Source organism: Paraburkholderia sp. BGA-UO-ETr-F21, from assembly GCF_059567925.1.
Genome location: NZ_JCAQOY010000036.1, coordinates 527,406 through 553,514 on the forward strand (window position 1 = coordinate 527,406; position 26,109 = coordinate 553,514).

20 protein-coding genes are annotated in these 26,109 nt (G+C 63.1%); 9 read left to right on the forward strand and 11 right to left on the reverse strand.

Annotation, left to right across the window (positions count from 1 at the left end; genetic code table 11):
• Positions 1–30 precede the first annotated feature (30 nt).
• From AC57B1_RS23530 to AC57B1_RS23545, 4 genes are all read right to left on the reverse strand, one after another.
• Positions 31–1,446: an MmgE/PrpD family protein gene (locus AC57B1_RS23530; RefSeq protein ID WP_496418826.1), complete on the reverse strand. Its 1,416-nt coding sequence runs from the start codon at positions 1,444–1,446 to the stop codon at positions 31–33.
• 79 nt (positions 1,447–1,525) lie between these two features.
• Entirely contained in the window at positions 1,526–2,938 is a 1,413-nt protein-coding gene (locus tag AC57B1_RS23535) for an MFS transporter (RefSeq protein ID WP_496418827.1), read from the reverse strand.
• 462 nt (positions 2,939–3,400) lie between these two features.
• On the reverse strand, positions 3,401–4,180 hold the full coding sequence (locus AC57B1_RS23540; protein WP_408352995.1) for a 3-hydroxybutyrate dehydrogenase: 780 nt from the start codon (positions 4,178–4,180) through the stop codon (positions 3,401–3,403).
• Positions 4,181–4,450: 270 nt separating this feature from the next.
• Entirely contained in the window at positions 4,451–5,578 is a 1,128-nt protein-coding gene (locus tag AC57B1_RS23545) for a LacI family DNA-binding transcriptional regulator (protein ID WP_496418828.1), read from the reverse strand.
• Between the two features lie 183 nt (positions 5,579–5,761).
• Between AC57B1_RS23545 and AC57B1_RS23550 the strand changes: the two genes are divergently transcribed.
• The 4 genes from AC57B1_RS23550 to AC57B1_RS23565 all read left to right on the forward strand — a co-directional run bounded on the left by AC57B1_RS23550 (position 5,762) and on the right by AC57B1_RS23565 (position 11,260).
• The gene (locus tag AC57B1_RS23550) at positions 5,762–6,562 is read left to right on the forward strand and encodes an N-acyl homoserine lactonase family protein (RefSeq protein ID WP_496418829.1); all 801 of its coding nucleotides are present in this window, start codon (positions 5,762–5,764) and stop codon (positions 6,560–6,562) included.
• 233 nt (positions 6,563–6,795) lie between these two features.
• On the forward strand, positions 6,796–9,975 hold the full coding sequence (locus AC57B1_RS23555; protein ID WP_496418830.1) for an EAL domain-containing protein: 3,180 nt from the start codon (positions 6,796–6,798) through the stop codon (positions 9,973–9,975).
• A 189-nt stretch (positions 9,976–10,164) separates the two neighbouring features.
• Positions 10,165–10,443, forward strand: coding sequence for a DUF1488 family protein (locus AC57B1_RS23560; protein ID WP_091809223.1), 279 nt, complete (start codon positions 10,165–10,167; stop codon positions 10,441–10,443).
• Positions 10,444–10,468: 25 nt separating this feature from the next.
• On the forward strand, positions 10,469–11,260 hold the full coding sequence (locus AC57B1_RS23565; RefSeq protein WP_408353003.1) for a phosphate/phosphite/phosphonate ABC transporter substrate-binding protein: 792 nt from the start codon (positions 10,469–10,471) through the stop codon (positions 11,258–11,260).
• A gap of 9 nt (positions 11,261–11,269) precedes the next feature.
• Here the strand turns inward: AC57B1_RS23565 and AC57B1_RS23570 are convergent, their stop codons facing one another.
• The 4 genes from AC57B1_RS23570 to AC57B1_RS23585 form a co-directional block, all read right to left on the reverse strand.
• Positions 11,270–13,312 carry an acetyl/propionyl/methylcrotonyl-CoA carboxylase subunit alpha gene (locus AC57B1_RS23570; RefSeq protein ID WP_496418831.1) on the reverse strand — a complete coding sequence of 681 codons (2,043 nt, stop codon included), beginning with the start codon at positions 13,310–13,312 and terminating at the stop codon, positions 11,270–11,272.
• A gap of 80 nt (positions 13,313–13,392) precedes the next feature.
• Positions 13,393–14,178, reverse strand: coding sequence for an enoyl-CoA hydratase/isomerase family protein (locus AC57B1_RS23575; protein ID WP_408353007.1), 786 nt, complete (start codon positions 14,176–14,178; stop codon positions 13,393–13,395).
• Between the two features lie 31 nt (positions 14,179–14,209).
• The gene (locus AC57B1_RS23580) at positions 14,210–15,817 is read right to left on the reverse strand and encodes a carboxyl transferase domain-containing protein (RefSeq protein WP_496418832.1); all 1,608 of its coding nucleotides are present in this window, start codon (positions 15,815–15,817) and stop codon (positions 14,210–14,212) included.
• Between the two features lie 14 nt (positions 15,818–15,831).
• Positions 15,832–17,013: an isovaleryl-CoA dehydrogenase gene (locus AC57B1_RS23585; protein ID WP_091807598.1), complete on the reverse strand. Its 1,182-nt coding sequence runs from the start codon at positions 17,011–17,013 to the stop codon at positions 15,832–15,834.
• A 294-nt stretch (positions 17,014–17,307) separates the two neighbouring features.
• Between AC57B1_RS23585 and AC57B1_RS23590 the strand changes: the two genes are divergently transcribed.
• From AC57B1_RS23590 to AC57B1_RS23600, 3 genes are all read left to right on the forward strand, one after another.
• Positions 17,308–18,054, forward strand: coding sequence for a TetR/AcrR family transcriptional regulator (locus AC57B1_RS23590; protein ID WP_408295497.1), 747 nt, complete (start codon positions 17,308–17,310; stop codon positions 18,052–18,054).
• Between the two features lie 93 nt (positions 18,055–18,147).
• Positions 18,148–18,987 carry a DUF72 domain-containing protein gene (locus tag AC57B1_RS23595; RefSeq protein WP_496418833.1) on the forward strand — a complete coding sequence of 280 codons (840 nt, stop codon included), beginning with the start codon at positions 18,148–18,150 and terminating at the stop codon, positions 18,985–18,987.
• A gap of 128 nt (positions 18,988–19,115) precedes the next feature.
• Positions 19,116–20,234 (forward strand): 3-deoxy-7-phosphoheptulonate synthase, encoded by a 1,119-nt coding sequence (locus AC57B1_RS23600; RefSeq protein WP_496418834.1) that lies wholly within the window; start codon positions 19,116–19,118, stop codon positions 20,232–20,234.
• Between the two features lie 217 nt (positions 20,235–20,451).
• On the opposite strand, the gene AC57B1_RS23605 is transcribed toward AC57B1_RS23600, so the two are convergent.
• The gene (locus AC57B1_RS23605; protein ID WP_006049832.1) at positions 20,452–20,730 is read right to left on the reverse strand and encodes an HU family DNA-binding protein; all 279 of its coding nucleotides are present in this window, start codon (positions 20,728–20,730) and stop codon (positions 20,452–20,454) included.
• 350 nt (positions 20,731–21,080) lie between these two features.
• Here AC57B1_RS23605 and AC57B1_RS23610 point away from each other — a divergent pair, with 350 nt between their 5' ends.
• Together AC57B1_RS23610 and AC57B1_RS23615 are read left to right on the forward strand one after the other, a co-directional pair.
• The gene (locus AC57B1_RS23610) at positions 21,081–21,464 is read left to right on the forward strand and encodes a hypothetical protein (RefSeq protein WP_496418835.1); all 384 of its coding nucleotides are present in this window, start codon (positions 21,081–21,083) and stop codon (positions 21,462–21,464) included.
• 186 nt (positions 21,465–21,650) lie between these two features.
• Positions 21,651–23,627 carry a putative bifunctional diguanylate cyclase/phosphodiesterase gene (locus AC57B1_RS23615; RefSeq protein ID WP_496418836.1) on the forward strand — a complete coding sequence of 659 codons (1,977 nt, stop codon included), beginning with the start codon at positions 21,651–21,653 and terminating at the stop codon, positions 23,625–23,627.
• A gap of 25 nt (positions 23,628–23,652) precedes the next feature.
• Here the strand turns inward: AC57B1_RS23615 and AC57B1_RS23620 are convergent, their stop codons facing one another.
• On the reverse strand, positions 23,653–25,095 hold the full coding sequence (locus tag AC57B1_RS23620) for a purine-cytosine permease family protein (RefSeq protein ID WP_496418837.1): 1,443 nt from the start codon (positions 25,093–25,095) through the stop codon (positions 23,653–23,655).
• 124 nt (positions 25,096–25,219) lie between these two features.
• A partial coding sequence (locus AC57B1_RS23625; RefSeq protein WP_496418838.1) for an electron transfer flavoprotein subunit alpha/FixB family protein occupies positions 25,220–26,109 on the reverse strand: 890 nt, incomplete at its 5' end.

The window sequence follows — 26,109 nt, forward strand, 5'->3', positions numbered from 1 at the left end:
TCTGTTGGAAAGCTGTTTTCGTTGCGCCATTCAGGCCGCGCGCGCGAGTCGCATTAGCGACGCGGCATCCGGTTCGCGGTCGAAACGCCACAGCGCATCGATCAGCGGTTGCGGCGCCACGCCCGAGCCGCCGTGGGCGCTCAGATCGCGCAGTTTCGCCGCGAGTTCGACATCGGCGAGCGGCGCCGCGAGACTGCCACGCGCCGCGTGAATACGCCGTGACACCGTTTCGCCCGAGCGCAGCACGACGGCCACCTGGGCGGATTCCACCGGCCACGATGCATCGTCGATAAAGCGCAGACGCGCGCCGAACGCACGCAGCGACGGGTTGGCCACCGCGCTGTCGTTGAACTCCGTGAGGCTCGCTTTGCCCGTGGCCAGCGCGACCGCTACCGCATGCTGGGCACTGACCTGCGATTCCCGCCCGGTGCGCACGTTCGGCCGGTCGGTGCGCTCGCGCAGCAACGGATGTCCGGTCAGCTCGACACGCTCGACGTCGTCCACGCTCCAGCGCGCATCGCGGCGCAGATCGAGACACGCATCGATCACAGGGTTCAGCACCACACCGCACGGGTACGGTTTATACGTGTTCGACAGCAGTGCCCATTCGTGGCCGAGCTCACGCGTCAACGCCTCGACATCCGGCTTCGTTGCGCTCACGCGCAGGAAACCGCGCATGCCTTCGAGCGGAGCGTCGGGACCGGAGAAGTCGTCGGCGGCGAGCAGCGCGGACAGCAGGCCGTTGCGCGCCGCATTGCCGACACTGATGCTCTTCGACATCGTGCCGAGCGTCTCGACGAGACCTCCCGCCTGCGCCGACGCGTTGCCGAGTGCCCAGCCGATCTGTTGCGCGCTCAGGCCTTGTGCTTTGGCAATCGCCGCCGCCGCGCCGAACACGCCGCAGGTCGACGTGATATGCCAGCCGCGCCGATAGTGCTCGGGTGAAACCGCATTGCCGATCCGGCATTCCACTTCCACGCCGACGACGAACGCGAGCAGCAGCGCTTCGCCAGTCAGCGGACGGGCGTCGGGAACGATCTCCGCGAGCGACTCGGCGAACGCGAATAGCGCTGCGGCGACCGGTGCGGTTGGATGGATGATCGTCGGGATGTGCGTGTCGTCGAAATCGAATACGTTCGCGCTCATGGCATTGAGCGCCGCGGCGTTCAGCATGTCGAAGCGCTCCCCGCGGCCGATCACGCTCGAACCCTGCCCGGCGCTAAAACGCTGATACGTGCGTACCGCCTTTTCGAGTGTCGGGTCGGAGCAGCCCGCCAGCGCGACGGCCACATAGTTGACGAGCGAGCGCTTCGCTTCGTGGCGCACGGCGGGCGGCACGTCTTGCCACGTCGTGTCCGCCACCCATTGCGCGACGCGCTGCGTCACGCGATCGGCGTCGCTGTTCGTGCTGGTCTGGCTTGAACTGCTGTCTGACTGCGCTGCCATGTGCGGGTGTGTCCTCTACCGGATGTTTCTCTTGATTCGCTGCGTTGCCTTGTGCGGATGCGCCACTCGCAATTCGCGCTTACGGTTCCGTGGCCGAAGCCGCGCGAGCGCTGACCGTCTGGCCGGACGCGTCGATCGTGTCGCTGACTTCGGCGGCGATCGATTCGAGCGAACGCTTCCGGGTCTCCGCACCAAGCACGCCGACGATCAACGCCTGCACGAGCAGCGTGCCGACGATCAGCGTCAGGACACCGGCAATGCCGAAACCCGTGAAAGCCCAGGCCACGACGTAGGGCACGGCGATGCTGACCGCGCGCCCTGCTGTGTTCGACACGCCCGAACCGCGCAGCCGCAATTCGGTTGGGAACAGTTCCGGCACGTAGGTCGCGACGCTGAACGACGACAGCACGTAGATACAGCAGGTGATCGCAAAACCAAGCGCGGTGATCGCCACTTCCGATTGCGCGAACGGATAGGCCGCGCCGAAGGCCGCGCATATCAGCGAAAACAACACAATGCCCCATTTGCGGCCGACGCGTTCGGCGAGCGCAAAGGCGATCAGCGAGCCAACCGGACCACCGGCGAACATCACGCTCGTCAGGCCGAGCGAATTCGACACGCTGTGGCCCTGCTTGACGAGGAAGGTCGGAATCCAGCTGACGAACGCGTAATTGACGATGAAGAGCGCGACCAGCACGGTGATGCCGGTAACGGTGCGCGTGAGGAGGCGCCGCGAGAACAGATCGCCCAGACGCCCGTTACCCGGCGCGGCGCGGCGCGGTTGCTGGGCGGCTGCCGCGATCGCCGTGGCGGAATCGACCCCGCACGCTTTTTCGATAGTCGATACGACCTGATCCGCTTCTTCGGCGCGATTGCGCGAAGCGAGCCAGCGCGGCGACTCCGGCATCGACTTGCGCAGGAACCACACGAAGAGCGCGCCGCAGCCCGCGATCGCGAACATCCAGCGCCAACCGTAGTGCGGCACGATCAGCCAGCCAAGAAAGGTCGACAGGAACAACGAAGTGTTGATGATCAGATTGAGGATCGTGCCGAAGCGGCCCCGCCACGCGGCCGGAATGAACTCGCTCAACGTGCCGTAGCCGACCACGATTTCCGCGCCCATACCGACTCCCATCACGAGACGGAAGAAGATCAGCCAGTACATGGACGGCGCGAGGGCCGCGGCGATCGACGCGAAGCCGTAAATGCCGAGGTTGAACTGGTAGCAGAAGCGCCGCCCGAACCGGTCGCCGAGCAGGCCGGAGAGCCAGGCGCCCGACATCATGCCGACGAACGTAACGGACACGAATATCGCATTGAGTTTCAGCGTGGATTCGCCGCTATGGATCATCGCGGCAAGCACCGTGCCGGCGATGTATATATCGAACGAATCGAAGTACATGCCCGCGGCAATCAGCCCGAGCAACCGCCAGTGATAACCGGACAGCGGCAGGCTGTCCAGCCGGTATCCAATCGTTGCTTCGTTCTGCATGGATGCAGTCTCCGTCAATGGCTTTGTTCTGGTTGTTCTGGTTCTGCTGCTTTTACCACCACTGCACCACCGAATGTGAGCGGTAACATGAGAGTGGATTATATTCCTGTCATACAATCGGTCAAGACGAGATTGTGTGTTCTGAGGCTTCTTTTTGTGTTGCAGTGCATGACGTTCAGGCGTGTCCACGCATAGGCAATTCTGCGCGCATTTGAGAGGCACCAGCTACGGTGCCACACGCTGCGAGCGCCATTTTCAAGTCGCCGCGGCGAGTTGACGTGGTCCGTTATCAAGCAATATAGGATGGCGCTACCATACGAACAGCGTGTGACGCGACAAAAACGGAGCGCCTCACCTTCTCCGCGCTTCGATCAGACACCTCGCAGGATTGAAGCGCGCCGCTACAGGTAGCGGGTTCAGACCCTGCCCGGACGAGGCTCGACCCTGACCGTCACCTGGAAGTTACGTCGCCAGCCAACCACCGTCGACGGGCAGCATCGCGCCCGTCATCTCCGCCGCCGCGTCGCTGCACAGGAACACCACCAGATCCGCGACATGCGACGCCTGGACAAAATGGCCGGTCGGCTGTTTGCCTGCCAGAAACCGCTCGATTGCCGTTTCGCGGTCCAGCCCCTCGACTTCCATCAGCGCCTGGATGCGGTTCTCGCTAGTCGGCGTGTGCACGGCGCCCGGACAGACCGCATTGCAAGTGATGCCCTGCCCCATCGTTTCGGCGGCCACCGCGCGCGTCAGACCGAGCAGCGCGGACTTGGTCGTCACGTAATCGACGCGATTCACCGTGCCGCGCATGCCATACACCGAAGTCATGTTGAAAATGCGGCCCCAGCCGCGTTCACGCATGCCCGGCAGCGCCAGACGGATCGCATGGAATGCCGCGCTCAGGTTGACTGACAGCGCCTGGTCCCATCTGTCGACGGGAAACGCTTCGATCGGCGCGAAATGGCGCACCACGGCATTGTTGATCAGCACGTCGATCGCACCAACCCGTTCGATCGTTTCGAACATCATCCGCTCGACCGCGCGCGCATCGCCGAGGTCCACCTGCAGATAGTCCGCGCGATAACCATGCTTCTGCTCGAAGGCCGCACGCGCCGGTTCGACCTGCTCGGCCGTTTCGACACCATGCAGCACGACCCGGCAGCCGGCGGCTGCAAGCGCATCGGCCATCGACAAACCCAGCCCGTGCGACGAGCCGGTGACGAGTGCAATTCTCCCCTTCATTCCGCGATTTTCCCTGTCGAAAGCATGCCCGTTGCCAGGCCGTGGCGAAACACCAACGTTCGCCGCTTTGAATGATAGCGCTAACTTAACCGAAAAGAACGGGCGCCGCAATATCGGGAATTGCCCGGGAACAGGCGAGAAGTGCACGACCGAACGTTCACAGGCCGCTGCGCAGCCAGCGTCGAGCCACGCGGCAAGCCGTTCGAAAGGCACAAAAAGAAAGGGGCGCATTGTGCGCCCCGCAGGTTCACCAGCAATGAAACCGCAGCCTCAGGTGCTTTCGCGCTGGATGATTTCGAACCCGAGGTCGAGTCGCGCCGGCACGACCGGCTCGTCGCGCATTCTTTGCAGCAGCGCTTCGGCGCTGCGTCGGCCGATCTCGAGGCGCGGCAGGTTCAGGCACGTCAGGCGCGGCACCGTGTGGCGCAGGATGTCGAGATCGTCAAAGCCGGCAATCGCAATGCGTTCCGGCACTTTCCAGTTACGCCGCTGCGCTTCGAAAAGCGCGCCGACGGCGAGCACGTCGCCAGCGAAGAAGATCGCGTCTACTTCCGGCGCGCGCTGCATCATGTCCACCATCGCATGTGCGCCGGAGGTCAAACCGCCCTCCACTTCGCGCACCAGGACGGGGTTGCGCTCGCGGCCGAGCGCGGCGAGCGCCGCGTGGTAGCCCTTCAGGCGCTCGCGGGCACGCATGTTGTTTTTGGTGGCGAGGCAGACGAAACCGATCGACTTGTAGCCGCGTCCTGCCAGATACAGCGTCATTTCCTTGGCTGCGTTGAAATTCGAGTAGCTGACCGCCATGTCGAGCGGCGTGCGCACCAGGTCGCCCGTTTCAACAATGGGAATCCCGGCGGCGCGGATCAACTGGATGGCGCGCGGCGTATGCACGGTGTCGTGCAGCACGAGGCCGCTCACACGCTGGGCGATGAACGCATCGATCAGCGCCTCTTCTTCTTCGAGCGAGTAGCCGCTGTCGGCCAGCAACAACTGCTTGCCGGCGGCGCGCAGCACGTCGGCGCAGCCCTTGATACTGTGCGAATACAACGAGTTCTGGATACTCGGGACGATCTGACCGACCACGTTGGAGCGTGCCGACGCGAGGTTCGACGCGATGTGATTCGGAACATAGCCCACGCGGCGCACCGTATCGAGCACCAGCTTGCGGGTCTCCTTGGAGAGCCGTTCAGGTTCGTTGAGCGCGCGCGACACTGTCATCAGGGACACGTTCGCCGCCTTCGCAACGTCGATCATGCGCACCGCCTGTCCACCCGGGCGCGTCTTGCCCACGCTCCCGCCCGTCTTCCGCGCAGCTTTCGACGTGGTTTTCACTTCCCCTGCCGGCCCGCCTGCCAACCCGATCTTCCCGTCATCGACGGCCGCCACACGCTTTTTCACTCGCCCATCCGGCTCTTTGAATTGATGGCTGATTGTAGCCTATGGCAGGTGGCGTTCCGGGCCGTATTGCGGCAACCGGCGCAGCCCGACACGGTCCGAACCGTGCCCGCAACAACGCAACACAAGCCGACGGACGCTTGCTATGATAGCGCTCTCATACATTGGGAACAGGAGGCCTCTGCCATGACAACCGTGCCTGAAAACTACAAGATTTACGCGATCAAGTACGCCCATCACGACCGTCCCGCCCGCGACAACTTCATTGGCGGCGACCCGCACGATGTGAACATGCCGCTCGATTATTTCGTGTGGGCGGTGGTCGGCGAAAGCCGCACTTTTCTCGTCGACACGGGTTTCGATGCCGACGTGGGCGCGAAGCGCCGCCGCATCATCACGCATTCTGTCGAAGAAGGGCTTGGCGCAATCGGCATTCGTGCCGACACGGTCGAAGACGTGATCGTCACGCACATGCACTATGACCACGCGGGTAACCGCTCGCTGTTTCCGAAGGCGCGGTACCACCTGCAGGATCGCGAAATGGCGTATTGCACGGGCCGCTGCATGTGTCATGGCGCACTGAACCATCCGTTCGATCCGGAGGACGTCAAATCCATGGTCGGCCGCGTTTTCGACGGCCGCGTGGCGTTTCATGACGGCGCGTCGAACATCACGGCGGGCTTGAGCGTGCATCGCGTCGGCGGCCATACCGACGGCTTGCAGGTGGTGCGTGTGCATACGGAGCGCGGCTGGGTGGTGCTCGCTTCCGACGCATCGCACCTGTACGCGAACATGGAACAGAACCGCCCGTTCCCGGCCGTCTACAACGTGGGTGACATGATCGAAGGCTACCGTCGCGCGTACGAACTGGCGGACTCCGCGCAACACGTCGTGCCCGGTCACGACCCTGCCGTGCTGACGCGTTATCCTGCGCAGAGCAAGGAGACGGAAGGATGGATCGTGCGGCTCGACGCGCCACCACGGTGAGAACGTGCCCGTCATCGTCGAATATGCGCACCGTGATGCAGCGTTTCCGGCACCGTAATGGTGACTTTTAAGCGAAGACTAAAGAAGTTCACGAGCCGGTCGATACCATGATCAGGGGGTTTTCCCGCCTACGGACCTGACCCGGGTCCGGCGCTCCCCGCATGGAGAAACGCAGTGAAACGTCTGGCTTATGGCGCACGCGGTGAAAGCTTCGCGCTCGAGCGGCAGCGCCTATGAAACGCAATCTGTTCTTCCGGTTTCTCGCGCGCCTTCGCGTCGGCCGCAAGCTGCTGCTGATCTATCTGCTCGACCTGAGCGCGGTGCTGTACATCAGCGGCATCCTGATCCACGAGAAATACATCGCGATCGACTTCTCCGACAAGGAGCTGGTCGGCAACGCCTACGTCGCGGCCGTGCACGACGCGCTCATCGACTTCGCGCTCGCGGGGGCCGGGCAGCCGCGAACGGCAGCCCAGTTGCAACGCACGGCGGACGGGCTCGCCGACGCGGAGCGCCGCTATGGCGCGAACATGCAAAGCGGCGAACTCAATGCGCGTGTGCTCGCGGCGCTGACGGCCAGCGCCGCGCCTCATGCGGGCACGGCGACAGTGGATGGCGGGCTCGAAGCGACACGCGAGCTGGTCACGCGCGTCGGCAACCAGTCGAACCTGATTCTGGACCCGGACCTCGACAGCTACTACTCGATGTCGCTGTCGATCCTCCGCTATCCGGAGCTGCTCGGCGACGTCAACCGGATGGGCCGCCACCTGCACGACGCCGGCGCGCGTCTTCACGCTGCACGGATGAGCCACGACGAGATGCGGACCCGCTACCTCGTACTGGAAGGCCAGCTCGATGCGGTATTGCAGGGACTGCGTTCCGACTATGCGGAGGCCGCGGCCACGAACGGCACGCTGACCACGACGATCGGCCCGCCCCTCACGCGCATGCTCGCCGCGATCGACGCGTATCGGCGTGTGGCCGGCGCCGCCGTCGATGCCGGCCCGGATGACGCCACACTCACCGCGCTCGATGCCGCCCAGCAGCGCGTGGTGATGAGCGTGAGCGACGCATGGAGCGCGACCGGCAATCAGCTCGAACGACTGCTGCACGAGCGCGTGCGCGGCCTCTTTGAGCGCATGTGGCTGCATCTCGGCACAGCGCTATTTCTGCTGTGCGCGATCCTGAGCATGGTGTATTTCGTCGCCCAGCAGATTTCGCGGCCACTGCGCCAGCTTGCGCGCGTGATGGACACGGTGCGGCGCACGGGCGATCATTCGCTGCGCGCCCGCTGGCATAGCCAGGACGAAATCGGCCAGCTGGTGCGCGGTTTCAACGACATGCTCGCGCAACTCGATCGCGAGCGCGACGTGCAGAAGGAACTCGCGGCGACCGCACGCGCGTCGGCCGCCCAGTACGCGCTCGTCGAGGCGACCCCGGTGCCGATGGTCGTCACGTCGATCCCGGGGCACGAGGTGTTGCACGCTAACAAGCCCGCGCTTTACTGGCTGAACGGCTGTACGGTCGACCCGTGGGCCGTCGGCCTCGACTCGGAGGTGCGCGCGCGTTTTTTCCAGCAGCTCTCCGACCGCGAGGCAGTCGACGAATTCGAGGTGCGCTGGAAAGCCGCCAAAGAGCCCACGTGGGCCATGCTGTCGGCGCGGCGCCTCGACTTCCAGGGACGCGACGCCGTGCTGACCGCCTTCACGCCGATCAACCAGATCAAGCTGATGGAGCAACGCCTGGAATTGTGGGGCAAGGTGTTCGAGGCGTCCTCGGAAGCGATCCTGATTCTCGATGCGCAACGGCGGCTCGTGACCGCCAACGCGTCGTTCTATCGTGCAACGGGATATCGCGCCGACGACGTGACAGGCAAGGAGCCCGCTTTCCTCTTCGCCTCGCAGGAGCATGACGACATTCTCCCGGGCGTGATCGATTCCGTCGACCGCCTGAGCGCATGGCACGGCGAAGCGCACGTGCGCCGGCGCGCGGGCAGTGACTATCCGGCGTGGCTGATGGTGAGCGCGGTGCGCGACCGGCGCGCGAACCTGTCGCACTACATCTGCACGCTGATCGACATCACCGACCGCAAGAAGAGCGAGGCGCGTATCCAGTTCCTCGCCGAGCACGACGTGCTGACGGAGCTGCCGAACCGCGAGCTGTTCGTGAAACGCCTTGGCGTGGTGCTCGGCAACGCGCGGCGCACGGGGCAGCGCGTAGCGGTGTTGTTCATCGATCTCGACCGCTTCAAGAACATTAACGATTCGCTGGGTCATCACATTGGCGACAGTCTGCTGCGCTCGGTCTCGCGACGTCTGTTGCAAGCCGTGCGCAGCAACGACACAGTGAGCCGGCTCGGCGGCGATGAGTTCACGGTGATCCTGAACGGCGTCAGCAACGCGGCGGACGTGACGCGTACGATCGAAGATCGTCTGCTGCCGCTCGTGCGTCAGCCGCACGAGGTCGGCGGCGTCACGCTGCAGGTGTCGTGCAGTGTCGGCGTGGCGCTGTTCCCCGAGGACGGCGAGGACATCGAGACGCTGATGCAGAACGCCGACGCCGCGATGTACCAGGCGAAGGGTGCGGGGCGCAATCTCGTGAAGTTCTTCGCGCCCGACATTGCCGAACGCACGCGCTACCGGCTGACGCTCGAAGCCTGCCTGCGCACCGCCATTGCGATGCACGAGTTCCGGCTCGAGTACCAGCCGTGCGTCGATGCGCACACGGGCGAACTGGTGGCCGTCGAAGGGCTGCTGCGTTGGAACAGCCCGCAAATCGGCATCGTGTCGCCCGCGCAATTCATTCCGGTCGCGGAAGACACGCGGCTCATCATTCCGATCGGCGCGTGGGTGATCGACGAAGCCTGCCGGCAGATCGCCGAGTGGGACGCGCAAGGCCTGATGCCGCTACGCGTGTCGATCAACCTGTCGGCCATCCAGTTGCGCGATTCGGACCTGATCGGCACGCTCGCGGACAGTCTCGCGCGGCATGGCGTCGAGCCGTCGCGGCTAGAACTCGAGATCACCGAGACCGTGTTGATGGACAACGCGGAAAACTATCTCGCCATGATCAACGCGATCCGCGCGCTCGGAGTCAAACTCGCGCTCGACGATTTCGGCATCGGCTATTCGAGCCTCAGCTATCTGAACCGCTTTCCGCTCGATCGGCTCAAGATCGATCGCGCGTTCGTGCTCGACATGCTCGATGCCCGCGCGGACCTCGCCATCGTCCGCACGATCATCGAACTCGGCCATGAATTGGGTCTGCGGGTGGTCGCCGAGGGTGTCGAGAGCGAACATCAGGCGCGCATTCTTCGTACGATCGGTTGTGACGAACTGCAGGGCTTCCTGTTTTCGAAATCGTTGTCGCCGGCCGATTTGTGGTCCTGGACCCATGCGCGCATGGTGGCGTGAGCGGCGCGTCCTGTCGCGGTCGTACGGGTGTTCCCGCAGTAACTCGGGCGCTTGAGGGCCACCGGCGAAGCCGCCGCTCGCCGGAGCGGATAAAGTCGCGGCCATTTCACGGCAAATGCCGGTTTTCCCACATACCGCGAGCTTACGACTTGTCATCCTGATGACTCGGGCGTGCGGCGGGAGATGGCCATGTCAGTCTATGTGGATGAAGGGTTCAGGCCCTGTGTGACGGAATGCGCGACGGTCGCGTTCCGGGTGTGCTGCGATGATCGGGCGCAGATCTTCGAGGTCAGCGCCGAAGCACTCGTGACCTATTGCGGCGCGGCGAGCAAGCGCAAGCAGGACCTGCTCGTCGCATTCGAGGATGCGCAACTGGAAATCCTTTCGGTCGCCGCGCAGAAATGGGCGTTCAGGCCGTCGGAGCCGGTGCGTCTCGGACTCGACGAATTCCGAATGGTCAGACATTAAATAGCAGGCATGCCAGAATAGCGTCATGACCTGGATCGCCGCCCTGCCAATGTATAACGTCACACCCGCGCTCGACTTCGAGTGGCGCGAGTGGCTCGCCGACGTGCTGCGCATGGTCAAGCCGGCGTGCCGCATCGTCGAACCGGACGAAGAATTGCACGGCTTCTGGCGGCGCCCCAATCTGCTGATCTCGCAAACCTGCGGCTATCCGTTCATGCATGGCTTGCAGGACCAGGTACAACTGATCGCGACGCCGCGCTTTGACGCGCCGGGTTGCGAGGGCGCGCATTATGCAAGCGTGCTGGTGACGCGCGCGGATGCGCCGTTCGATACATTAGCGGCGTGTCGCGGCGCGCGCGCGGCGTACAACCAGGACGATTCGAATAGCGGCATGAACGTGTTTCGCCACGCCGTGGCGCCGCTCGCGCGCGCTGGTCTATTTTTCAGCGCGGTATTGCGAACCGGCTCGCATCTCGGCTCGTTGCGCGCGGTGGCCGAAAATCACGCGGATGTCGCGGCGATCGATTGCGTGACCTTCGCTTTCGTCTGCGACGAAATGCCGGAACTGGCCCGTCAGGTGCGCCGGATCGGCACGACAGCGCCCTCGCCGGGCCTGCCTTTGATCGCTTCCGACACGGTACCCACGGCCACCGTGGAAGCATTGCGCGAAGCGTTGAACGAGGTACTCGTGATCCAGCCCGAGCGTGCGAAACGCCTGCGTTTGCAGGGGTTTTCCGTGTTGCCGCGCTCGGATTACGACCGCATCGAACAGCTTGAAAGCGAGGCGCGCGCCGTCGGCTATACGCGCCTCGCCTGAGTTGCGCCCTTACTGCTGCACGTCCAGCACCAGAAGCTGCGCGCCGTCGGCAACCTGATCGCCGACCGAATACAGCACCTCCGAAACCGTGCCGGCAGCCGGCGCACCGATGGTGTGCTCCATCTTCATCGCTTCCATCACGATCAGCGGCGTCCCCTTTTCCACCGCCGTGCCCGGTTCCACCAGCACCGCGATCACCTTGCCCGGCATCGGCGCGGTCAGACGGCCTTCGCCGCCTTCGGCGTCCGCAGCGTGTGCGAGCAGGTTTTGCCATTCGAACGCGAGCGCTTCGCCGAGGCAAAACACATGGAAAGTATCGCCGTCGACGAATACGCGGCCCGTTGCCCGCGCATCGCCGATCGTCGCGCGGAATTCATGCGCGCCGCTGCCGCTCGACCAGCTGAAGTCCTCGCGCACGCCGTCGTGTTCGAGCGTTTGCGTGCTGCCGTCGCGCGCGAACGCGACCGTGAACAGGCTTGCGTGATCGCCGCTGCTGTCCATGTCGCGCCAGCCGAGCGTCTGCGTATAACCGCCATTCAGGCGCCAGTGCGACAACGCGTCCCACGGCGACGCGCCGTGCGCCGTGCCGCCCTCGCGCGTGAGCAGCGCCGCGCAAGCGAGCGCCAGCGCTTCCTTGTATGGCTTCTTGCGCGGCGCGAACAAGGCGTCGTGATGACGCTCGATCAAGCCCGTATCGAGATCGCCGGTTGCAAACGGCTCGCTAGCCACGATGCTTTGCAGGAACTCGATGTTGGTGTGCGGGCCGACCACCTCGCACGCATGCAGCGCGCGGCTCAGACGCGCGAGCGCCTCTTCACGCGTGGCGCCGTGCACGATCAGCTTCGCAATCATCGGATCGTAGAACGGCGTGATGGTGTCGCCCTCACGCACGCCGCTGTCGATACGCACCGGCGCCTTGCGTCCCGGCTCTCCAAGAGCTGCCGCATCGATCGCGAACTCCACGCCTTCCGGCATGCGCACATGCTTGAGCGTGCCTGTGGACGGCAGGAAACCACGCGCCGGGTGCTCAGCGTAGATACGCGCTTCGATGGCGTGACCGTCGATCTTCAACTGTTCCTGCGTGAGCGGCAGCGGTTCGCCGGCGGCAACGCGCAGTTGCCATGCCACGAGGTCCTGGCCGGTGACCATTTCCGTGACCGGATGCTCGACCTGCAGGCGCGTATTCATTTCCATGAAATAGAATTCGCCCGTGCTGGTCATGATGAATTCGACCGTGCCCGCACCGACGTAATTCACCGCGCGCGCGGCGGCCACCGCGGCCTCGCCCATTTCGCGCTTGATTTCAGCGGGCAAGCCGGGCGCGGGCGCTTCTTCCAGCACTTTCTGGTGACGCCGCTGCACCGAGCAATCGCGGTCGAACAGATAGACAGCGCCGCCGTGACTGTCCGCGAACACCTGCACTTCCACATGGCGCGGCCGCGTCAGATACTTTTCGATCAGCACGCGATCATTGCCGAAGCTGCTCGCCGCTTCCCGCTTGCACGAAGCCAGCGCCGCCGCGAAATCCTCGCTGCGCTCGACCACGCGCATGCCCTTGCCGCCGCCACCGGCGCTGGCTTTGAGCAGCACCGGATAACCGATCGCATCGGCTTCGCGGTGCAGCAGTTGCGGGTCCTGACCGTCGCCGTGATAGCCCGGCACGAGCGGCACGGCGGCCGCGTGCATCAACGCCTTCGCGGCGGCTTTCGAGCCCATCGCCGCAATCGCCTCGACCGGCGGTCCGATGAAGACGATGCCGGCGGCCTCGCACGCATGCGCGAAAGCTTCGTTCTCCGACAGGAAGCCGTAGCCCGGATGCACCGCCTGCGCGCCGGTGGCGCGTGCGGCTTCGATGATGCGTTCGACGCCCAGATAGCTTTCCGCCGCCGTCGCACCGCCGATATGCACCGCCTCGTCACAGGCGGCCACGTGCTTAGCATTGGCGTCCGCATCGGAATAGACGGCCACGCTCGCAATGCCGAGCCGCTTGCAGGTCGCGGCGACGCGGCACGCAATCTCGCCCCGGTTGGCAATCAGGATCTTGTTGAACATGAAGTGTCTCGATGAAGTGTGCCGTTTTATCGGGGCTGTTGTTCTGGTCAAGGCGCTGCGCGCGCCCTGGAATAGATGCGTTAGTTACGCCAGGCGGGCGGGCGTTTTTCGAGGAACGACGCCACGCCCTCACGCCCTTCGGCGCCGGCACGCGTGCGCGCGATGCGCGCCGCCGTGTCTTCGATCATCGCGTCGTTCAACTCGTGGCCCGCGATATCCTGCACGAGCTGCTTGCACGCGCGTACCGCCTGCGGACCGTTGGCGCAGAGCGTCTCGGCAATCTGCCGCACGGTGGCGTCGAGTTGCTCCACGCTGACGGCTTCACTGACCAGTCCGAGGCGCAACGCCGTTGCGCAATCGAACTGCTCGGCGGTGGTGAAATAGCGGCGCGACGCCTGCTCGCCCAGCGCACGAATCACGTACGGTGCGATGGTGGCCGGAATCAGACCGAGGCGCGCTTCCGAAAGGCAGAAGCGCGCGCTTTCGACCGCCACCACAATGTCGCACGCTGAGATCAAACCCATGCCGCCCGCGTACGCGTCGCCGTTCACGCGCGCGATCACCGGCTTGTTGCAGCGATAGATCGACGACAGCATGTTTGCCAGCAGCATTGCATCGGCACGGTTCTCGTCGTCCGAGTAACCGGCCATCTTCTTCATCCAGTTCAGATCGGCGCCCGCGCAGAATGCCTTGCCGTTCGCGGCCAGCACCACCGCGCGCACGTCGTCGCGATCGTTGAGCGCCGTGAAGGCCGAGGTCACTTCGGCGATCATCGTTTCGTTGAACGCGTTGCGCACGTCCGGCCGATTCAATGTGACCGTGGCGATCTGTCCGGCGAATTCGACCGTCAGTGTTTCGTATTGCATCGTCGCAGCTCCCGCGCTTTCTCGCGCATCGTCACATTCTGAACACGCCGAAACGCGTGTCTTCGATCGGTGCGTTCATCGCAGCCGACAGGCCGAGACCGAGCACGTCGCGCGTTTGCGCCGGGTCGATCACGCCGTCGTCCCACAGGCGCGCGCTGGCATAGTACGGGTGGCCCTGATGTTCGTATTGATCGCGGATCGGCTGCTTGAACGCTTCTTCTTCTTCCGCGCTCCACGCACCGCCCTTGCCTTCAATGCCGTCGCGCTTCACCGTGGCCAGTACCGACGCCGCCTGCTCGCCGCCCATCACCGAGATGCGCGCGTTTGGCCACATCCACAGAAAGCGCGGCGAATACGCGCGGCCGCACATGCCGTAATTGCCCGCACCGAACGATCCGCCGATGATCACCGTGAACTTCGGCACCTTGGCCGTGGCCACCGCCGTCACCATCTTCGCGCCGTTGCGCGCAATGCCTTCGTTTTCGTATTTGCGGCCCACCATGAAGCCGGTGATGTTCTGCAGGAACACCAGCGGAATCTTGCGCTGGCAGCACAACTCGATGAAGTGCGCGCCCTTGAGCGCGGACTCCGAAAACAGAATGCCGTTATTCGCGATGATGCCGACCGGATGTCCCCAGATATGCGCGAAACCGCACAAGAGTGTGGTGCCGTAGCGTGCCTTGAATTCGTCGAACGCGGAGTCGTCGACGATACGCGCGATCACCTCGCGAATGTCGAACGGCTTGCGCGTATCCACGGGAATCACACCGTACATGCTCTTTACGTCGTAACGCGGCGGCTTCGGCTCCTGCAACGCAACCGGCACCTGCTTGCTGCGATTCAGATTGCCGACGATACTGCGCGCAATACCGAGCGCATGCGCGTCGTTTTGCGCGAGATGATCGACCACGCCCGACAGACGCGTATGCACGTCGCCGCCGCCGAGATCCTCCGCGCTGACCACTTCGCCGGTGGCCGCTTTCACGAGCGGCGGACCGCCCAGAAAAATCGTCCCCTGATTCTTGACGATGATCGACTCGTCGCTCATGGCCGGCACATACGCACCGCCCGCGGTACAAGACCCCATCACGACGGCGATCTGCGGAATGCCCGCGGCGGACAGATTCGCCTGGTTGTAGAAGATGCGGCCGAAATGATCGCGGTCCGGAAACACGTCGTCCTGGTTCGGCAGATTCGCGCCGCCCGAGTCGACCAGATACACACAGGGCAAATGATTTTCAGCGGCGATTTCCTGCGCCCGCACGTGCTTTTTGACGGTGACGGGATAGTAGGTGCCACCCTTGACCGTCGCATCGTTGCAGACGATCACGCACTCCTGCCCCGCAATCCGGCCAATCCCGGTGATGACGCCCGCGCCGGGCGCATCGTTGTGATACATGCCGTAAGCCGCGAGTTGCGAGAACTCGAGAAACGGCGTGCCGGGATCGAGCAGTTGCGCGATGCGATCGCGCGGCAGCAGTTTGCCGCGGCCCGTATGTTTGTCGCGCGCCGCCTGACCACCGCCCAGCGCGAGTTTTTCGACTTTCGCGCGAAGGTCGGCGACCAGCGCTTCGAGCGCCGCCGCATTGGCGCGGAAGTCGTCCGAGCGCGGATTCAGCTTTGATTCGATGATCGGCATGGCGGGCTTCTCCTTCAGACCGTCTCGGCGAACAGTTCGCGGCCGATCAGCATGCGGCGGATTTCGCTCGTGCCCGCGCCGATTTCATAGAGCTTAGCGTCGCGCCACAAACGGCCGACCGGATACTCGTTGATATAGCCGTTGCCGCCGAGAATCTGGATCGCCTCGCCCGCCATCCACGTGGCTTTTTCCGCGGTATAGAGGATCACGCCCGCGCAGTCCTTGCGCACCTGGCGCACATGTTCCTTGCCGAGCGTATCGAGCTGTCGGCCCACTGCGTAGAGATAGGCCCGACATGCCTGCAACGTGGTGTAGAGATCGGCCACCTTGCCTTGAATGAGCTGGAATTCGCCGATCGGCTGACCGAACTGCTTGCGGTCGTGAATGTACGGCACGACCGCGTCCATGACCGCGACCATGATGCCCGTCGGGCCGCCCGCGAGCACGGCGCGTTCGTAGTCGAGGCCGCTCATCAGCACCTTAGCGCCGCCGTTTAGCTGGCCGAGAATGTTTTCCTCCGGCACTTCCACGTCCTGGAACACCAGTTCGCCGGTATGCGAGCCGCGCATGCCGAGCTTGTCGAGTTTCTGAGCAACCGAGAAACCCTTCATGCCCTTCTCGACGATAAACGCGGTAATACCGCGCGAATTCGCTTCGGGATCGGTTTTGGCGTAGACGACCAGCGTGTCGCAATCCGGGCCGTTGGTGATCCACATTTTCGTGCCGTTGAGCACGTAGTGATCGCCCTTCTTCTCGGCGCGCAGCTTCATGCTGACGACGTCCGACCCCGCGTTCGGCTCGCTCATGGCAAGCGCGCCGATGTGTTCGCCCGACACGAGCTTGGGCAAGTATTTCTGCTTCTGCGCTTCCGTGCCGTTGCGATGAATCTGGTTGACGCACAGATTCGAATGCGCGCCGTACGAGAGACCGACCGAAGCCGACGCGCGCGAGATCTCCTCCATGGCGATCATATGCGCCGTGTAGCCCATGTTCGCGCCGCCGTACTCCTCCGAGACCGTCATGCCGAGCACGCCAAGATCGCCGAACTTGCGCCACAGGTCCATGGGAAACTGATCCGTGCGATCGATTTCCGCGGCTCGCGGGGCGATTTCTTTGGCAGCGAATCCCGCGATGCTGTCGCGCAGCATTTCGATTTCTTCGCCGAGCGGGAATTGCAAACCGGGCAGGTTGCTCATTGCTGTGTCTCCAGGAGTTCGTTGGCGGCCGGCCTTGAGGCGGCGGCTGGTCCGGATGCGGCTCAGCGGACGGTGGCGGACCGGTGGACCCGCCTTTATCGTCCCGCACGAAGCGCAACGTTCAAGCCGCATTTCACGCCAGATTTACGTAAGCGTCAATAGATATTTTTGAGTATCACTCAGAAAACGGCCAAACCCTCTACAAGGCCGAAATGGCGTGGTAGCATCGGCGTCACGGGGTCAATCGGCAGGCTTTCACGCCGAATTCGACCAACAAATCTGAACTGGACTCATATGACGGTTGCCACGAAGGCCGAGTTACCCGCCTCGCGCCGCCAGCCGGCCGGGCGCAAGTCGCAGCAACGCGTGAAGGAGATCCTTCAGGCGGGGCGTGACGTGTTCTCCGAAAAGGGCTACGAGCGCGCGACAACCGCCGAGATCGCGCAGCGCCTGGGCATTTCCGAGGCGACCGTGTTCAGCTATTTCCGCGGCAAACGCGAATTGTGCGCCCGGGTGATCGGCGACTGGTACGACGAGATCATCGAAGCGATCGAATCCGGCTTGCCGCGCGACGGCAATGTGCGCCAGCAGTTCGCGTTCATTGTTCGCACGCACTTGCGGTTGATGCTCGTGAACGGCACCGATCTGTGCGCGCTGGTGTTGTCCGAAGGACGGGCCCGCCACCATGAATTGAGCGAGGCGCTCACCGAGTTGCAGCGCCGCTATACCGCACCGTTGATGCGCGTGCTCGCGCAAGGCCAGGAGAGCGGCCAGATTCGCGCCGACATGCCCTTGCGCTTGCTGCGCTCGATGGTGTTCGGGCCGATGGAGCACGTGTTGTGGGACGCCACGCTCGCGAACCGGCATATCGATATCGATGCGACCGCGGACCAGCTCATCGACGTGTTGTGGGCCGCGCTCACGCCGCCCGACCTGGCGGTGAGCGCGTTGCAGCAGTTCAGGGCGGAAGTGGCGGAAGCGAACCGGCGGTTCGAAGAGGCTGCGCGTCAAGCGGCAGACGCGTCGCGAAGCGGCGAATAGCAGGCGCGCTTCCGGTTCTCCGGACTTACGCGTTATCCGGCGAAAAAGCGGCTAATCTACTGCTTCCCCTGCGAAGCCAGATGGAGAGCCCAAGTGCCGAAAGAACCCGCCGTAAAAACCACAAAAACCGCGAAGGCCGCCAAAACGACGAACATCCGCATCGGCATAGGCGGCTGGACCTATGCGCCCTGGCGCGGCACCTTCTACCCCGCCGACCTCACGCAAAGCCGCGAACTCGAATACGCGAGCAGGAATCTCACATCGATTGAAATCAACGGCACGTTTTACGGTTTGCAGAAACCGGCGAGCTATGAGAAGTGGTATCAGGAAACGCCGGACGATTTCGTCTTTTCACTGAAAGCGCCGCGTTATGCGACCAACCGAACAGTCCTCGCGGACGCGGGCGAAACCATCGAACGCTTTTTCGGCAGCGGTGTGCTGCTGCTCAAACAGAAACTCGGCCCGATCAACTGGCAATTCGCAACCACCAAAAAATTCGATAAGGAAGATTTCGAAGCCTTTCTGAAACTACTGCCCGCCAGCATCGAAGGCCAGAAGCTAAGACATGCGGTCGAAGTGCGCAACGACACCTTCAAGACGCCGGAATTCGTCGCGCTCGCACGCAAATACAAAGTCGCCATCGTCCTCGCCGGCGACAGCGAATACCCGCAGATCGCCGACATCACCGCGCCCTTCGTCTACGCGCGCATCATGGGCACAACGGACAAACAGGCCAACGGTTATTCGACCAAAGCGTTGGAAGCATGGGCGGAACGCGCGCGGCAACTGGCGGCGGGCGCGACACCGGACGATCTGGAAACCTCGGCGGAAGCACCCGCAAAAACAGGCGCACGCGATGTCTATCTCTACGTGATCAGCGGCTTCAAGGAGTGCAATCCGGCCGCCGCCATGGCCTTGATCAAACGCCTTTGACGCGTGCCGTCCCGGCCGCAGCACGCGAGTGTCATAATCCCGGCAGCGAAGACAGCCAGCATCGACGCACCCACACTCACGCAGTCAGGCCGCGAGGCCGCCTCACCATCAAGGTCCGGGAGAACATTTTGAGCGCCATCGACAATCCTTTGCACGATCAGGAAGTCGGCTCGGCCGACGCCACCCAGGACACCACGCGCATCGACGACGTTCGGATCGGCGCGGTACGTCCGTTGATTTCCCCTGCCCTGTTGCAGGACGAATTGCCCACGCCGCTTTCGGTGCAGACGCTGGTCGAGAAGACCCGCGCGGAAATCGCCGACATTCTGCATGGCCGTGACGACCGGCTGGTGCTGATCGTCGGACCGTGTTCGATTCACGACCACGACCAGGCGATCGAATACGCGCGCAAGCTGAAGGCCGCCGCCGACAACTACAAGGACGATCTGCTGATCGTGATGCGGGTCTACTTCGAGAAGCCGCGCACTACCGTCGGCTGGAAAGGCTATATCAACGACCCGCGGCTCGACGGCAGTTTCCGCATCAATGAAGGTCTGCGTCTTGCACGGCAACTGCTGCTCGACATCAACGGCCTCGGCTTGTCCACGGCCACCGAATTTCTCGACCTGCTCAGCCCGCAATACATCGCCGATCTCATCGCCTGGGGCGCGATCGGCGCGCGCACGACGGAGAGCCAGAGCCATCGTCAACTGGCTTCGGGACTGAGCTGCCCGATAGGCTTCAAGAATGGCACGGACGGTGGCGTACAGGTCGCCGCGGACGCGATCGTCGCCGCGCGCGCGAGCCACGCGTTCATGGGCATGACGAAAATGGGCATGGCCGCGATCTTCGAAACGCGCGGCAACGACGACGCGCACGTGATCCTGCGCGGCGGCAAGAAAGGGCCGAACTACGACAGCGCGTCGGTGGAAGCCACCTGCGCGGCGCTCAAATCAGCGGGGTTGCGCGAGCAGGTCATGATCGACTGTTCGCATGCGAACTCGGGCAAATCGCATTTGCGTCAGCTGGAGGTCGTGCAGGATATCGCGCAGCAATTGTCGCAGCGCGAGCGCCGCATTATCGGCGTCATGCTGGAAAGTCATCTGGAAGAAGGCCGCCAGGATCTGAAGCCCGGTGTGCCGTTGCGTCGCGGCGTATCCATTACGGATGCCTGCGTCAGTTGGGCGCAGACCGAGCCGGCGCTCGAGACGCTCGCCGAGGCCACCCGCAAACGCCGCGCGGGCTGAGTGCGCCGGGGCGCAGGCGCTGCGTCGAGCACGCCCTGCGTCGAACACCCCTGCGGAAAGTCCCGTTGGGGGTCGGCTCAAAAACACACGCGCCGCACCATCCGCCGGTTGATCCATCTGACCGGGGTTGGGCAGCGCGTGATTCCTCACACCCGATGCATCGCTCGCCGCGCGCCACGGCAGCGCGCGTGGATGCTCCGGCGTGAAGCGCGTTGCATTACGACGCGTTGACGGCTTCCTTAAACGCCTTGCCAGCGGTGAACTTCACCGTCTTGGCAGCCGCGATCTGGATCTCTGCACCGGTCGACGGATTGCGGCCGACGCGTGCTGCGCGCGCGCCAGTCGAGAAAGAACCGAAACCGACCAGTTGCACCGTATCGCCACCCACCACGGCCTTGGTCACCGCTTCGACGATCGCGTCGATGGTTTGGCCGGTGGCCGCTTTGCTTTCGCCCGTCGCTGCGGCGACTGCATCAATCAGTTCCTGTTTGTTCATAGCACTTCCCGTATGGTAATCATGGAACCGGCGCCACGTCTGTCGCGCCGGGACCGACACACTAACGCATAGGCGCCGGTTCGCGCAAACCTTGGGTGTAAGGCTTGTATCACCCGCCCACAGGGAATTTGACGATTTTTTCCTGCAAAGTGCCATAAGAATCGCGCGCTTAGGCATTTATCGCGCTCCATGCGTATTCTCCCGCTATCACAATCCGTTGCAATTTCAGTGATTTAGCGCTGCGCAAACCTTGGCCGGCGGCCTTTTTTACTATGTTATGGTGGATTAGAGAGTTTCTAAAATTGTCAGGACGAGAGGTCCGCAATCAAGAATCCGGGAGGAATAAAAAAATGAAATTTCGCCATATTGCAACATGTGCGCTCCTCGCTGTGACCTCGTGCGCAGCCTTCGCAGCCGACGACAAAGCCTGCGCCACCCTGGTCGGCGTGGCACATTCCGGGTCGCCGCAGAGCTTTCAGGTGCGTGACGGCGAACCCGTCGACCTGGTGAGCCATGCCGGAACCGTCCACGGCAAGCTGCTGGTTTTCGGCGATGGCGGCACTTTCCGGGCTTATTGGCAACCCGAAAACAGCCCCGAAAAATATGTGCTGGCAAATGCCGGCGTGAATGCCGTACGTCTCGTCTCCACCCCGCCGCAAGGCACGCAGGCTCAAAACGGCCAACCGGGCACAACCCTGGAGCCTCAGCGTGTACTTTCGTGTCCTGCACTTTGATACGCGAACCTGTCATTTGCGCCACCTCGATTCGGCATAAATGACGGACCGCGCAACGTTTTACGGTCGAACTTACCGCTCGTTCGCACCGGGATTCGATTTCGTTCAAGGTGTCCTTAAGATCCCACCCGTCCTGCCGATATACCAAGCTGCGAGTGCAGCGCAAACGTTTAAAAAAGGACGGGAATGGTTCTGCTAACCCAATTCAGGGATGCGCTGTCGGTCGCTAAACGCGACCCCGAACTCGTGCGCTCGCAGCTCGAGGCATTTGGCCACCAGGTCCCGCTTCTCTACTTCATTCTGCTGGTCAACACGACGACGGTCGCCATTACGCATATAAGTTGCGCGCCTGCGTGGTTGGCGATCTATTTTCCGGCGGCGCTGTGCGCCATGTGTGTGGTCCGATGCATACGATGGTGGCAACTCCGGCACCGCGTTCTGACCGACGACAGAGCGGTGTCCGAACTGCGCAAGCTCACCTGGCTGGCCGGCCTCTTCGCCGTTGCGTTCAGCAGCTGGTCGTTGCTCCTGTTTCCCTACGGCACCGCCTACGAACAGACGCAAGTCGCGTTTTACATGGCGACCACGGTAGTCGGCTGCGTGTTCTGCCTGATGCACCTGCGCGCGGCGTCCATGTTGCTGCTGTCGATCGTCATCCTAAGCTTTTCCACCTTTCTGGTCTTTACCGGCTATCCGGTATTCATCGCAATGGCTGTCGATATGACACTGGTAGGCGTCGCGCTCGTCTTTATCATTCAGCTGTATTGCCGGACATTCGCCGATGTGGTGCACGCACAGCGCGAGTTGCAGGCGAGCCAGCAGAAGACGCAGCGCCTGAGCGACGACAACTTCCGGCTCGCGAGCATCGACAGCCTGACCGACCTGCCCAACCGGCGCAGCTTCTTCGCCTCGCTGCGCGCGCTGTCCGAGCACGCGCTCGACAGCGGCGGGGGATTCAATGTCGGCCTGATCGATCTTGACGGCTTCAAACAGGTCAACGACATCTACGGCCACGCCAGCGGCGATCTCGTCCTGCAGGAAGTCGGCGCACGCCTGTTGTCGCTCGCCGAGCCCGGCATTTTCTTCGCGCGCCTCGGCGGCGATGAGTTCGGCGTGCTCGCCCAGCACAAACTGGCGAACGCGACGCTCGTCGAATTGGGCGAGCGTATTTGCGGGGCGCTCAGTCAGCCCTACCGGGTCGCCGGCAACGTTGCCGAACTGTCGGGCACCATCGGCTGGGCCGCGTTCCCCGAAGCCGGCACGACGGTCGCGCAAGTGTTTGAACGCGCCGACGCGGCGCTATACGCGGGCAAGGAAAGCCGGCGCGGCACGCCGGTCATTTTCTCGACCGAACATGAAACGCGCATCCGCCGCTCGAGCCTCGTCACCCAGGAACTCCGCCATGCGGATCTCGAGTCGGAACTGTTCCTGGAGTTTCAGCCGATCTATGACGTGCTCACGCAGCGCACCATCGGCATGGAAGCGCTCGGCCGCTGGCATAACGCACGGCTCGGCGCCGTCAGACCGGAAGAATTCATTCGGATTGCCGAGCGTACCGAACTGATTCTACGCATCACGGAAGTGCTGCTGCACAAAGCACTCGACGAAGTGGCGCGCTGGCCGTCGGAGCTCTACCTGTCGTTCAATCTGTCGGCGATCGATATCTGCACGTCGGCACGCGCCCGCCGTCTGATCGATATCGTCATGGCAAGCGGCGTGCCGCCGCATCGCGTGTCGTTCGAAATCACCGAAACCGCGGTGACGCGTGATTTCGAACAGGCCCGTTGTTCGCTCACCATGATCAAGAAATCCGGCTGCCGGGTATCGCTCGACGATTTCGGCACCGGCTATTCAAGCCTCAGCTACGTGCATCGCCTGCCCTTCGATACGATCAAGATCGACCGCAGTTTCATGACGGACGTGGATTCCAACAGCGCTTCGAAAAAGATCGTCAAGTCGGTGCTCGACCTGTGCGGGAACCTCGGCCTCGAATGCATCGTGGAGGGACTCGAGACGGTGTCGCAAGTCGAGGTCGTCAAAGCACTAGGCGCTCGCGCGGTGCAGGGTTATCTGTTCAGCCGGCCGATGCGGGCGAGCGCCATTGCCGCGTATTTGCAGGTGCCGCGCGGGCACGACCATGCCGCGCAAATGCTGAAGCAATAGAGCCCGCACGCCCCGGCGCCCTGCTCTATTGCCCCACGCCGTCCACGCCGCCGAGTTCATGCGGCAGAATCATCTGCTCGGGAATGTCAGCCCTTTTTGCTCGTGCTGCGAAGTAGTACAGCAATGCAGGCGCGGCCAATCCGACGATCCACGAAATGTCGACCCCGCCCAGCGCTTCCACCAACCCGCCGGTATAGAAACTCGTCGCGATGAACGGCATCTGGATCAGAACACCGAATGCGTACACCGCGATGCCCGTCATATTCCAGCGGCCATAGCGGCCTTGCGGATCGAACAGCGCCGGCACGTCGTAGCGTTCCCTGGTCACGAAATAGTAGTCGACCAGATTGATGGCGCTCCACGGCGTGAAGAAGGCGAGTAGAAAGAGCAGAAACGCGGTGAATTCCTTCAGAAACGCGTGATGTCCCGCTAGTGCAAGCCCCGTCGATGCACCCACCATCAGGAAAATGAAGACAAGGCGCGTGCGGCTCGAAATCGACCGTTGCCCGCCGAAGCCGGTCATGATGGTCGCCACCGACATCACACTGCCATAGGCATTGAGCGTGGTGATCGTGAGCTTGCCCAATGCGATCGTGAAGTACAGCACAGCTGCGAGCATGCCGCTCGCGCCCAGTCCGACGATGAACGACACCTCGTGCCCCGCGAAACGATTACCCGCCAGCGCCGCGGCGAAAACACCGAACACCATCGAGACCTGCGCGCCGATCACGGAACCGAGGCCGACCGCCCAGAACGTCTTCAGTGCCGAAGTGGCACGCGGCAGATAGCGCGAATAATCGGCAACGTACGGACCGTACGCGATCTGCCATGAAGCCGACAACGACACGGCGAGCAGAAACGAGCCGAGCGTAAAGTGCCGGTTGTTCAACAGAACGCCGATATCGTGCCCATGCAGCAGACTGGCGAACAGATAGAGAAACGCCAGCACGCCGACGATGCTCGACATACGGCCCATCGAGTGAATGGTGCGATAGCCGAGTGCGGTCAGCACGACGATCAACCCGGCGAAGATGACGATCGCCGTAGTGTTCTCGACATGCAGCAACTGCCCGATCGCCTGCCCGGCAAGCACGGTGCCGCCCGCGGAAAAGCCCACATACATCACGCACACCAGCGTGAGCGGAATGATCGCGCCATAGACGCCGAACTGCACGCGGCTCGAAATCATCTGCGGCAAACCAAGTTGCGGACCCTGCGCGCCATGCAACGCCATGACCGTGCCGCCGATGATCTGTCCGACGAGCAAGCCGATCAACGACCAGAAGACGTCGCCGCCGAGCACCACCGCGAGCGCGCCGGTCACGACCGCCGTAACCTGCAGGTTCGCGCCGAACCATAGCGTGAACTGGCTAACGAGACTGCCGTGGCGCTCCGCTTCGGGGATATAGTCGATGGAGCGCCGCTCGATCAGCGAAGGCGTCGCTGCGCGCGGAATAGAAGTTGCCATGTGTATCTCCTGACATGTCGCTACGCTGCCTTGCAGCAGCAATGGGAAAGCGGTTTGAGTGACGATCGATGGCTGTCTGATGTTGTTATTCGATTCGCCAAACTGCGCAGCGCGCAGGGGCGCGCTAGAGCGCAGCCGTGAATTGCGGCACTGCTCCGAATAGATCGCCTACGAGACCGTAATCGGCGACGCTGAAAATCGGCGCTTCCGGGTCTTTGTTGATCGCGACGATCACTTTGCTGTCTTTCATGCCGGCCAGGTGCTGGATCGCTCCCGAGATGCCGACCGCGACATACAGCTGCGGGGCGACGATCTTGCCGGTTTGGCCGACCTGATAGTCGTTCGGCACGAAGCCTGCGTCCACTGCTGCACGCGATGCACCGAGGGCGGCTTGAAGTTTGTCTGCCAGCGGCTCGAGAACCTTGGTGTAGTTCTCGCCGTTGCCCAAGCCGCGACCGCCCGAGACGATGATCTTCGCCGACGTCAGTTCCGGACGGTCCAGCTTCGTCACTTCACGGCTCACGAAGTGCGAAATGCCGCTGTCCGCTGCGGCTTCGATCTTCTCGACCGTTGCGCTTCCGCCTTCCGCCGCCACAGCGTCGAAACCGGTCGAACGAACCGTGATGACCTTGCTCGGGTCAGCCGATTGCACCGTCGCGATCGCGTTGCCTGCGTAGATCGGGCGCTCGAACGTGTCAGCGCTGTCCACTGCGGTGATGTCGCTGATCTGCGCGACATCGAGCTTCGCGGCGATACGCGGCGCGATGTTCTTGCCGTACGCCGTTGCCGGCGCGAGGATGTGCGTGTAATCCTTTGCGATGTTCAGCACCGTCGCTTCGACGTTTTCCGCGAGACCCGCTTCGAGTTGCGGCGCGTCAGCCAGCAGGACCTTCGAAACGCCTGCAATCTTCGCTGCCGCATCCGCTGCGGCTTGTGCGTTGTGCCCTGCCACCAGCACGTGAATATCCCCGCCAATCTTCTGCGCCGCTGCGATCGTGTTCAGCGTCGCGGCCT

Coding starts and splice junctions, on each gene's coding strand:
- AC57B1_RS23605 (WP_006049832.1), bottom strand. CDS start 20,730: ATGAACAAACAGGAACTGATTGATGCAGTCGCCGCAGCGACGGGCGAA.
- AC57B1_RS23535 (WP_496418827.1), bottom strand. CDS start 2,938: ATGCAGAACGAAGCAACGATTGGATACCGGCTGGACAGCCTGCCGCTG.
- AC57B1_RS23580 (WP_496418832.1), bottom strand. CDS start 15,817: ATGCCGATCATCGAATCAAAGCTGAATCCGCGCTCGGACGACTTCCGC.
- AC57B1_RS23610 (WP_496418835.1), top strand. CDS start 21,081: ATGAAATTTCGCCATATTGCAACATGTGCGCTCCTCGCTGTGACCTCG.
- AC57B1_RS23615 (WP_496418836.1), top strand. CDS start 21,651: ATGGTTCTGCTAACCCAATTCAGGGATGCGCTGTCGGTCGCTAAACGC.
- AC57B1_RS23550 (WP_496418829.1), top strand. CDS start 5,762: ATGACAACCGTGCCTGAAAACTACAAGATTTACGCGATCAAGTACGCC.
- AC57B1_RS23570 (WP_496418831.1), bottom strand. CDS start 13,312: ATGTTCAACAAGATCCTGATTGCCAACCGGGGCGAGATTGCGTGCCGC.
- AC57B1_RS23530 (WP_496418826.1), bottom strand. CDS start 1,446: ATGGCAGCGCAGTCAGACAGCAGTTCAAGCCAGACCAGCACGAACAGC.
- AC57B1_RS23540 (WP_408352995.1), bottom strand. CDS start 4,180: ATGAAGGGGAGAATTGCACTCGTCACCGGCTCGTCGCACGGGCTGGGT.
- AC57B1_RS23565 (WP_408353003.1), top strand. CDS start 10,469: ATGACCTGGATCGCCGCCCTGCCAATGTATAACGTCACACCCGCGCTC.
- AC57B1_RS23560 (WP_091809223.1), top strand. CDS start 10,165: ATGTCAGTCTATGTGGATGAAGGGTTCAGGCCCTGTGTGACGGAATGC.
- AC57B1_RS23555 (WP_496418830.1), top strand. CDS start 6,796: ATGAAACGCAATCTGTTCTTCCGGTTTCTCGCGCGCCTTCGCGTCGGC.
- AC57B1_RS23575 (WP_408353007.1), bottom strand. CDS start 14,178: ATGCAATACGAAACACTGACGGTCGAATTCGCCGGACAGATCGCCACG.
- AC57B1_RS23620 (WP_496418837.1), bottom strand. CDS start 25,095: ATGGCAACTTCTATTCCGCGCGCAGCGACGCCTTCGCTGATCGAGCGG.
- AC57B1_RS23585 (WP_091807598.1), bottom strand. CDS start 17,013: ATGAGCAACCTGCCCGGTTTGCAATTCCCGCTCGGCGAAGAAATCGAA.
- AC57B1_RS23590 (WP_408295497.1), top strand. CDS start 17,308: ATGACGGTTGCCACGAAGGCCGAGTTACCCGCCTCGCGCCGCCAGCCG.